Source organism: Parvibaculum sp., from assembly GCF_040882025.1.
In the GTDB taxonomy this organism is placed as follows: domain Bacteria; phylum Pseudomonadota; class Alphaproteobacteria; order Parvibaculales; family Parvibaculaceae; genus Parvibaculum.
In genome coordinates this window covers 1-6,972 of the sequence record NZ_JBBECC010000035.1, presented here as the reverse complement: position 1 = coordinate 6,972, position 6,972 = coordinate 1, and the positions used below count along the sequence as shown (strand labels likewise).

Annotated in this window: 15 protein-coding genes; all 15 read right to left on the bottom strand. The window is 61.3% G+C overall.

Annotated features, from left to right (window positions below):
• Positions 1–547, bottom strand: a 547-nt coding sequence (locus tag WEB61_RS02410; RefSeq protein WP_368062734.1) for an adenylate kinase, incomplete at its 3' end; no start/stop codon positions are given.
• On the bottom strand, positions 544–1,875 hold the full coding sequence (secY, locus tag WEB61_RS02405; RefSeq protein ID WP_368062733.1) for a preprotein translocase subunit SecY: 1,332 nt from the start codon (positions 1,873–1,875) through the stop codon (positions 544–546). The genes secY and WEB61_RS02410, both read right to left, overlap by 4 nt.
• A 67-nt stretch (positions 1,876–1,942) precedes the next feature.
• Positions 1,943–2,422 carry a 50S ribosomal protein L15 gene (rplO, locus tag WEB61_RS02400; RefSeq protein ID WP_368062732.1) on the bottom strand — a complete coding sequence of 160 codons (480 nt, stop codon included), beginning with the start codon at positions 2,420–2,422 and terminating at the stop codon, positions 1,943–1,945.
• 40 nt (positions 2,423–2,462) lie between these two features.
• The gene (gene rpmD, locus WEB61_RS02395) at positions 2,463–2,666 is read right to left on the bottom strand and encodes a 50S ribosomal protein L30 (RefSeq protein ID WP_368062731.1); all 204 of its coding nucleotides are present in this window, start codon (positions 2,664–2,666) and stop codon (positions 2,463–2,465) included.
• Positions 2,667–2,689: 23 nt separating this feature from the next.
• The gene (gene rpsE / locus WEB61_RS02390; RefSeq protein ID WP_368062730.1) at positions 2,690–3,244 is read right to left on the bottom strand and encodes a 30S ribosomal protein S5; all 555 of its coding nucleotides are present in this window, start codon (positions 3,242–3,244) and stop codon (positions 2,690–2,692) included.
• A gap of 12 nt (positions 3,245–3,256) precedes the next feature.
• Positions 3,257–3,613, bottom strand: a complete 357-nt coding sequence (gene rplR, locus WEB61_RS02385) for a 50S ribosomal protein L18 (RefSeq protein ID WP_368062729.1) — start codon at positions 3,611–3,613, stop codon at positions 3,257–3,259.
• Positions 3,614–3,626: 13 nt separating this feature from the next.
• Positions 3,627–4,160 carry a 50S ribosomal protein L6 gene (gene rplF / locus WEB61_RS02380; RefSeq protein WP_368062728.1) on the bottom strand — a complete coding sequence of 178 codons (534 nt, stop codon included), beginning with the start codon at positions 4,158–4,160 and terminating at the stop codon, positions 3,627–3,629.
• A gap of 47 nt (positions 4,161–4,207) precedes the next feature.
• A complete protein-coding gene (gene rpsH / locus WEB61_RS02375) occupies positions 4,208–4,606 on the bottom strand; it encodes a 30S ribosomal protein S8 (RefSeq protein WP_304735176.1) in 399 nt (132 codons plus the stop codon).
• Between the two features lie 11 nt (positions 4,607–4,617).
• Positions 4,618–4,923, bottom strand: a complete 306-nt coding sequence (gene rpsN / locus WEB61_RS02370) for a 30S ribosomal protein S14 (protein WP_368062727.1) — start codon at positions 4,921–4,923, stop codon at positions 4,618–4,620.
• A gap of 43 nt (positions 4,924–4,966) precedes the next feature.
• Entirely contained in the window at positions 4,967–5,524 is a 558-nt protein-coding gene (gene rplE / locus WEB61_RS02365; RefSeq protein ID WP_368062726.1) for a 50S ribosomal protein L5, read from the bottom strand.
• Positions 5,517–5,834 carry a 50S ribosomal protein L24 gene (gene rplX, locus WEB61_RS02360; RefSeq protein ID WP_368062725.1) on the bottom strand — a complete coding sequence of 106 codons (318 nt, stop codon included), beginning with the start codon at positions 5,832–5,834 and terminating at the stop codon, positions 5,517–5,519. Before rplX ends, rplE begins: the two co-directional genes overlap by 8 nt.
• A complete protein-coding gene (gene rplN / locus WEB61_RS02355) occupies positions 5,834–6,202 on the bottom strand; it encodes a 50S ribosomal protein L14 (protein WP_293506776.1) in 369 nt (122 codons plus the stop codon). Before rplN ends, rplX begins: the two co-directional genes overlap by 1 nt.
• A 45-nt stretch (positions 6,203–6,247) precedes the next feature.
• Entirely contained in the window at positions 6,248–6,484 is a 237-nt protein-coding gene (gene rpsQ / locus WEB61_RS02350; protein ID WP_304735169.1) for a 30S ribosomal protein S17, read from the bottom strand.
• Positions 6,485–6,494: 10 nt separating this feature from the next.
• On the bottom strand, positions 6,495–6,701 hold the full coding sequence (rpmC, locus tag WEB61_RS02345; RefSeq protein ID WP_339834589.1) for a 50S ribosomal protein L29: 207 nt from the start codon (positions 6,699–6,701) through the stop codon (positions 6,495–6,497).
• A 46-nt stretch (positions 6,702–6,747) separates the two neighbouring features.
• The coding region (gene rplP / locus WEB61_RS02340) for a 50S ribosomal protein L16 (protein WP_368062724.1) at positions 6,748–6,972 on the bottom strand (225 nt) is incomplete at its 5' end.

Sequence of the window (6,972 nt, the reverse complement as noted above, 5' to 3'; positions counted from 1 at the left end):
GGCGGGTCACCTCATCCATATCCTTCATGCCGTCCACGGTCCGGAGCGCTCCCTGGGCCTTGTAGTAGGTGATCAGCGGCGCCGTCTGCTCGTGGTAGACCTTGAGGCGCTTCGCCAGCGCCTCGGCATTGTCGTCGGCACGCGGCCCACCAGCGGTCTCGGCCGCACGTGTTTCGATCCGCTCGAGCAGGATGCCATCATCAACACCAAGCTCGATCACGGCATCAAGCGCCGCGCCCCTGCTCGCCAGCATCGCATCCAGCGCCTCGGCCTGAGCCACGTTGCGCGGAAAGCCGTCGAGGATGTATCCCTTGGCCGCATCCGGCTGGGCGATCCGCTCGGCGATGATGCCAACGACCACCTCGTTCGGGACAAGTTCTCCCCGCGCCATGATGGCCTCGGCTTGCTTGCCGACATCCGAGCCGGCGGCGACGGCCGCGCGCAGCATGTCGCCAGTCGAAAGCTGGATAAATCCGTATTTGTCTTCCAGACGCTTCGCCTGCGTTCCCTTGCCGGCGCCGGGCGGTCCAAGCAGGATCAGTCTCATCGCTTGCCACCGCGCAACTTCGACTTCTTGATCAGTCCTTCATACTGGTGCGCGAGCAGGTGGCTCTGAATCTGCGACACCGTGTCCATCGTCACGCTGACAACGATCAGAAGCGAAGTTCCGCCGAAGTAGAAGGGCACGCTGTATTGCGAGATCAGTATCTCCGGCAGCAGGCAGACAATGGTGAGATAAAGGGCGCCGACCGCCGTCAATCGGGTCAGCACGAAATCGATATACTCGGCCGTACGCTGGCCCGGCCGGATGCCCGGAATGAAGCCACCATATTTCTTGAGGTTGTCGGCCGTATCCGCCGGATTGAAAACGATCGCCGTATAGAAAAAGGCGAAGAAGACAATACCGGCAGCATAGAGCGCCATATAGAGCGGCTGGCCGTGACCAAGCATCGCCGTCATCGTGTTGAGCCAGTCGGGGCCTTGTCCGGAACTGAAATTGGCGATCGTCATCGGCAGCAGTAGCAGCGACGAGGCAAAGATCGGCGGGATGACGCCGGCGGTGTTGAGCTTCAGCGGAAGATGCGAGCTGTCGCCGCCATAGAGCTTGTTGCCGACCTGTCGCTTGGGATACTGCACCAGCAATCGGCGCTGTGCGCGCTCGACGAATACGATGATCATGATGACGACCACGACCATCACCGCGAGGAAAAGGATGATGGCAGTCGAGAGAGCGCCCTGACGGCCAAGCTCCAGCGTGCCGGCAAGCGCCCGCGGCAATTCGGCCACGATACCCGAAAAGATGATCAACGAAATACCGTTGCCGACGCCCCGCGCCGTGATCTGTTCGCCGAGCCACATCAGGAAAATCGTGCCGCCCACCAGCGTGATGACGGTCGTCATACGGAAGAAGATACCGGGGTCGATGACGACGCCCTGCGCACCTTCGAGACCGACGGCGATACCGTAGCCCTGGAGCGCGGCGAGGATAACCGTGCCGTAGCGCGTGTACTGATTGATCTGTTTGCGGCCCTGCTCGCCTTCTTTCTTGAGCTGGGCAAGATGCGGCGACACCGTCGTCATCAACTGCATGATGATCGACGAGGAGATGTAAGGCATGATCGCCAGGGCGAAAATGGCCATACGGCCGACAGCACCACCGGCGAACATGTCGAAGACGCCGAGGAGACCCGATTGCTGCTGTTCGAAAACCTGCGCCAACGCCAGCGGGTCGATGCCCGGCAGCGGCACATAGGTGCCAAGCCGATAGACGATCAGCACACCCAGCGTGAACCAGATGCGCTTTTTCAGCTCGGTCGCTTTCGCGAAGGCGGCAAAGTTAAGATTTGCCGCGAGCTGTTCAGCCGCTGATGCCATTCATCTCACCCTGTGCACACCGGAACCATGTGCGCGTATTTTGAGAGTGCCCGCTCCCGAAACTATCTTACTCGGCGGCAACCCGAGCCGGCGTGGTCACCTTGACCGAACCGCCGGCCTTCTCGACCGCCGCCACCGCACTCGCGGAAGCACCGGCCACTTCGAAATCGAGCTTGGCCTTCAGTTCGCCCTTGGCAAGCAGACGGACACCGTCCTTGACGCGGCGAATGACGCCCGCCGCGACCAGCGCCGCCGCGTCAACCGTCGCGCCCTTGTCGAGCTTGCCCGCATCGATCGCAACCTGCACGCGGCCAAGGTTCACGGCGTTGTAGTCGAGCCGGAAGAGATTCTTGAAGCCGCGCTTCGGCAGGCGCATATGGATCGGCATCTGGCCGCCTTCATAGCCCTTGATGGCGACGCCGGTCCGGGACTTCTGGCCCTTCACGCCGCGTCCGCCGGTCTTGCCTTTGCCGGAGCCAATGCCGCGGCCGACACGGATGCGCGCCTTGCGCGCGCCTTCGTTGTCGGAGATTTCATTCAGTTTCATCGAATTGCCTCGTGAGCCTGTTGTCCGACCCTGTTGCCGGTTAAGCCTCGTCCACGACGCGGACGAGATGGGCCACCTTGTTGATCATGCCGCGCACGGCGGGCGTATCCTGAAGCGTCCGCGTGCGGCGCATCTTGTTGAGACCGAGCCCGACCAGCGTTTGCCGCTGCGAAGGCTCGCGCCTGAGCGGACTCCCGATCTGCTGCACAGTCACTGTCTTGTCGCCGGTTTTCTTCGCTGACATCGCTCGCTTCCTCTTCTCGGGCCTTACTCGGCGCTCGCCTCGGCGGCGGCGTCCGAACGGCGGCCGACAATCTCGCTGACTTTCTTGCCGCGGCGCGCCGCAACCATGCGCGGGCTCTGCTCGTGATTCAGCGCATCGAAGGTCGCGCGCACCATGTTGTACGGGTTGGACGACCCGAGCGACTTCGCCACTACGTCCTGGACGCCCAGCGTTTCGAACACGGCGCGCATCGGACCGCCGGCGATGATGCCGGTGCCGGGAGGCGCCGCGCGCAGAACGACGCGACCCGCGCCATGACGTCCATCGACATCGTGATGCAGCGTCCGGCCCTCGCGCAGCGGCACGCGGATCATCGCGCGCTTCGCGGCTTCCGTCGCCTTGCGGATCGCTTCAGGAACCTCACGCGCCTTGCCGTGACCGAAGCCGACCCGGCCCTTCTGGTCGCCAACCACGACGAGAGCGGCGAAGCCGAAGCGCCGACCGCCCTTCACGACCTTGGCGACGCGATTGATGTGAACCAGCTTGTCGACGAATTCGCCGTCGCGCTCGTCCCGATCCCTGTTTTCTTTACGTGCCACAGCTTGAATCCCTTAGAAGTTGAGGCCGCCTTCGCGGGCGCCCTCGGCGAGCGCCTTGACGCGCCCATGATAGATGTAGCCGCCACGATCGAAGACGACATCGGTGATACCCGCTTCTTTCGCACGCGCGGCGACGAGCTTGCCAACTTCCCCGGCCGCCGTTACATCGGCGCCGGCCTTCTTGCCGAACTTTTCGTCAAGGGTCGACGCGGCCGCAACCGTGACGCCGCGGCGATCGTCGATAATCTGAGCGTAGATGTGCTTTGACGAACGGAACACCGAAAGCCTCGGACGTTCGGTCGCAACCCTTGCGAGCTTGCTGCGATTGCGCAGCGAACGACGTTGGGATGTATTCTTCAATTTGCTCATGGCGTGCATCCGCTCACTTCTTCTTGCCTTCCTTGCGGAAGATATATTCGCCGGCGTATTTCACGCCCTTGCCCTTATAGGGTTCCGGTCCACGATAGCTGCGAATTTCCGCCGCAACCTGACCGACCTTTTGCTTGTCGATGCCGCTGATCGTGATCTCCGTCGGCTTCGCGCATTTGATGTCGATACCGGCCGGGATCGGATAGAGCACATCGTGACTGAAACCGAGGTTGAGCTGAAGGCTCTTGCCCTGAATCGCCGCGCGATAGCCGACGCCATTGATCTCAAGCGTCTTCGAAAAGCCGTCGGTCACGCCGACAACCAGATTCTCGACCAGCGTGCGCGAAAGACCCCACATCGCGCGAGCGCGCTGCGTGTCCTCGCGCGGACGCACGGTCAATCCCGCTTCGCCCTGCTCGATCGTAACGTCGTCCACCAGCGTGAGCTTCAGCTCACCCTTCGGACCCTTCACGGCCACTTCCTGGCCGTTCAGCGTCACCGTCACCCCTTTGGGGATTCCGACGGGGTACTTACCAATTCGCGACATGGTCTCTGTTTCCTGTCGTCTGCATTCGTCGATTGCCGCCCGCGCCTCTAGAAGACGCGGCAGAGCACCTCGCCACCTACGTTCTGTTCCCGCGCCGCGTTGTCGGACATGATGCCCTTCGGCGTCGAGAGGATCGAAATACCGAGGCCGTTATGCACGGTCGGCATCGTCTTCACCGAGGAGTAAACACGCCGGCCCGGCGTCGACACGCGTTCGATCATCTGAATGACCGGCGCGCCTTCGTTGTATTTCAGCTCGATCTCGAAGTCGCTCTTGCCGCCGGGATATTCGACACGCGCGTAGCCACGGATAAAGCCTTCGTCGGCGAGCACATCCAGCACCCAGCCGCGAAGCTTCGAGGCCGGTGTCACCACTTTGCTCTTGCCGCGAAGCTGAGCATTGCGGATGCGCGTGAGCATATCGCCAAGAGGATCGGTCATCGTCATTCGCGTCTCTCCTACCAGCTCGACTTCACCATGCCGGGAATCTGCCCTTTGGACGCGAGGTCCCGGAGGGCGATACGCGACATGCGCAGCTTGCGGTAATAGGCCTTGCTGCGGCCCGTGATCTCGCAGCGATTGTGAATACGGGTCTTGGACGAATTGCGCGGCAACTCGGCGAGCTTGAGCTGCGCCTGGAACCGGTCTTCCATCGAAAGAGAATCGTCCTTCGTGGCGGCCTTCAGCTTGGCCCGCTTCGCGGCGAACTTCGCCGTCAGCTTGCGTCGCTTCAGATCCCGATTTATGGCGCTCTTCTTAGCCATTCAAACCTCCGTCGGATTCGCCATTCGCGAACCGCTCAAAAACTTATTTCGTGAAGGGGAAGTTGAACTTCCGAAGCAGCTCACGCGCCTCGTCGTCCGTCTTCGCCGTCGTACACACGATGATATCCATGCCCCATACCTGATCGACCTTGTCGTAATCGATCTCGGGAAACACGATGTGTTCCTTGAGGCCCATGGCGAAGTTGCCGCGACCATCGAAGCTCTTCGCGTTCAATCCCCTGAAATCGCGCACGCGGGGCAACGCGATCGTGACCAGCCGGTCGAGAAACTCATACATGCGATCCTTGCGCAACGTGACCTTCACACCGATCGGCATCTCCTCGCGCAACTTGAAGGTCGCGATCGACGTTTTCGCCTTGGTGACAACCGGCTTCTGGCCGGCGATCGACTGCAGGTCTTCGAAGGCGCTCTTGATCTTCTTCGAGTCGGCAACGGCTTCGCCCACGCCCATGTTGAGGACGATCTTGTCGAGCCTGGGCACCTGAAGCATGTTCTTGTATTTGAACTGCTCCGTCAGTTCCGGACGGATGCTGTCCAGATACTGCGTCTTGAGCCGCGGGATATACTGAGCTTCAGCCATCGATCGTCTCTCCCGACGCCTTGGCGAAGCGGACCTTGCGGCCGTCATCCAGCGTCTTGAAACCTACTCGCGTCGCATTGCCCGTCTTCGGATCCTGGATTGCCAGGTTGGACAGATGCACCTTCGCCTCGCGCGTCACGATGCCGCCCGTCGTCGTCTGCGACGGCTTTTCGTGGCGCTTGACCATGTTGACGCCCTGCACAAGCGCGCGCTCTTCCTTCGGGAAGACGGCAATTACACTGCCCTTCTTGCCCTTGTCCTTGCCCGTCAACACGACGACCTTGTCGCCTTTTCTTACTTTCGCAGCCATCAAAGCACCTCCGGCGCGAGCGAAACGATCTTCATGTGGTTCTTGGCGCGCAGTTCGCGGGTCACCGGACCGAAAATGCGTGTTCCGATCGGCTCGCCCTGGGCGTTGATCAGGACCGCCGCATTGCGGTCGAAACGGATGACGCTGCCATCGGCGCGGCGAATATCCTTCGCCGTGCGCACAACGACCGCCTTCATGACGTCGCCCTTCTTCACCTTACCGCGCGGAATCGCTTCCTTGATGCTGACGACGATCGTGTCGCCGACGGAAGCGTACTTCCGCTTGGAGCCACCGAGCACCTTGATGCACATCACACGACGCGCACCCGAGTTGTCGGCAACTTCCAGGTTGGTCTCTTGCTGGATCATGACTTCATCCGCCTTGCTCGAACCGGTTCCTGATTCCGAAAAGGATCAGGCCTCGTCCGTAAAAACTTCCCACTTCTTCAGTTTCGAAATCGGGCGGCATTCGCGAATCTTCACCAGATCGCCGACCTTCGCCGATTTATTCTCGTCATGCGCATGATACTTCTTCGAGCTGCGCACGATCTTCTTGAGGAGCGGGTCCTTGAAGCGGCGCTCGACATTCACCACGACCGTCTTTTCGTTCTTGTCGCTGACCACGACACCCTGAAGGATTCTCTTCGGCATTTCGGTATCCTCAGCCCTTGTTCGCCTGCGCGGCTTCGCGCTGGCGCTGGATCGTCTTGACGCGCGCGATATCGCGGCGAACCTGACGCATCTGGTGAACCTTCTCGAGTTGGCCGCTCGCGCCCTGGAAGCGCAGATTGAACTGCGTCTTCTTCAACTTGAGCAACTCGTCGTCGAGCTGATCCGGCGTCATATCTTTCACTTCGCTGGCCTTCATGGCCTTACCCTTTCGTTCGATCCGCCGCCGGCGGGGTCGTTGTGTCTCAGGCGTGCTCGCCGGGACGCGCAACGAAGCGCGTCTTGATCGGCAGCTTGGCTGCGCCAAGGCGCATCGCCTCTTCGGCAACCGCGAGCGGCACACCGTCGATCTCGAACATGATCCGGCCCGGCTTCACGCGCGCCGCCCAGTATTCCGGCGCACCCTTGCCCTTGCCCATGCGGACTTCGGTCGGCTTCGACGAAACCGGCACATCCGGGAAAATCCGGAT

Excerpts from the sequence above, each read along its gene's own strand:
- rpsH (WP_304735176.1), bottom strand. The coding sequence starts at position 4,606 with ATGACGATGACCGATCCTCTTGGCGATATGCTCACGCGCATCCGCAAT.
- rpmD (WP_368062731.1), bottom strand. The coding sequence starts at position 2,666 with ATGTCAGCGAAGAAAACCGGCGACAAGACAGTGACTGTGCAGCAGATC.
- rplO (WP_368062732.1), bottom strand. The coding sequence starts at position 2,422 with ATGAAACTGAATGAAATCTCCGACAACGAAGGCGCGCGCAAGGCGCGC.
- rplF (WP_368062728.1), bottom strand. The coding sequence starts at position 4,160 with ATGTCGCGAATTGGTAAGTACCCCGTCGGAATCCCCAAAGGGGTGACG.
- rplE (WP_368062726.1), bottom strand. The coding sequence starts at position 5,524 with ATGGCTGAAGCTCAGTATATCCCGCGGCTCAAGACGCAGTATCTGGAC.
- rpsQ (WP_304735169.1), bottom strand. The coding sequence starts at position 6,484 with ATGCCGAAGAGAATCCTTCAGGGTGTCGTGGTCAGCGACAAGAACGAA.
- rpmC (WP_339834589.1), bottom strand. The coding sequence starts at position 6,701 with ATGAAGGCCAGCGAAGTGAAAGATATGACGCCGGATCAGCTCGACGAC.
- rplN (WP_293506776.1), bottom strand. The coding sequence starts at position 6,202 with ATGATCCAGCAAGAGACCAACCTGGAAGTTGCCGACAACTCGGGTGCG.
- rpsN (WP_368062727.1), bottom strand. The coding sequence starts at position 4,923 with ATGGCTAAGAAGAGCGCCATAAATCGGGATCTGAAGCGACGCAAGCTG.
- secY (WP_368062733.1), bottom strand. The coding sequence starts at position 1,875 with ATGGCATCAGCGGCTGAACAGCTCGCGGCAAATCTTAACTTTGCCGCC.
- rplX (WP_368062725.1), bottom strand. The coding sequence starts at position 5,834 with ATGGCTGCGAAAGTAAGAAAAGGCGACAAGGTCGTCGTGTTGACGGGC.
- rplR (WP_368062729.1), bottom strand. The coding sequence starts at position 3,613 with ATGAGCAAATTGAAGAATACATCCCAACGTCGTTCGCTGCGCAATCGC.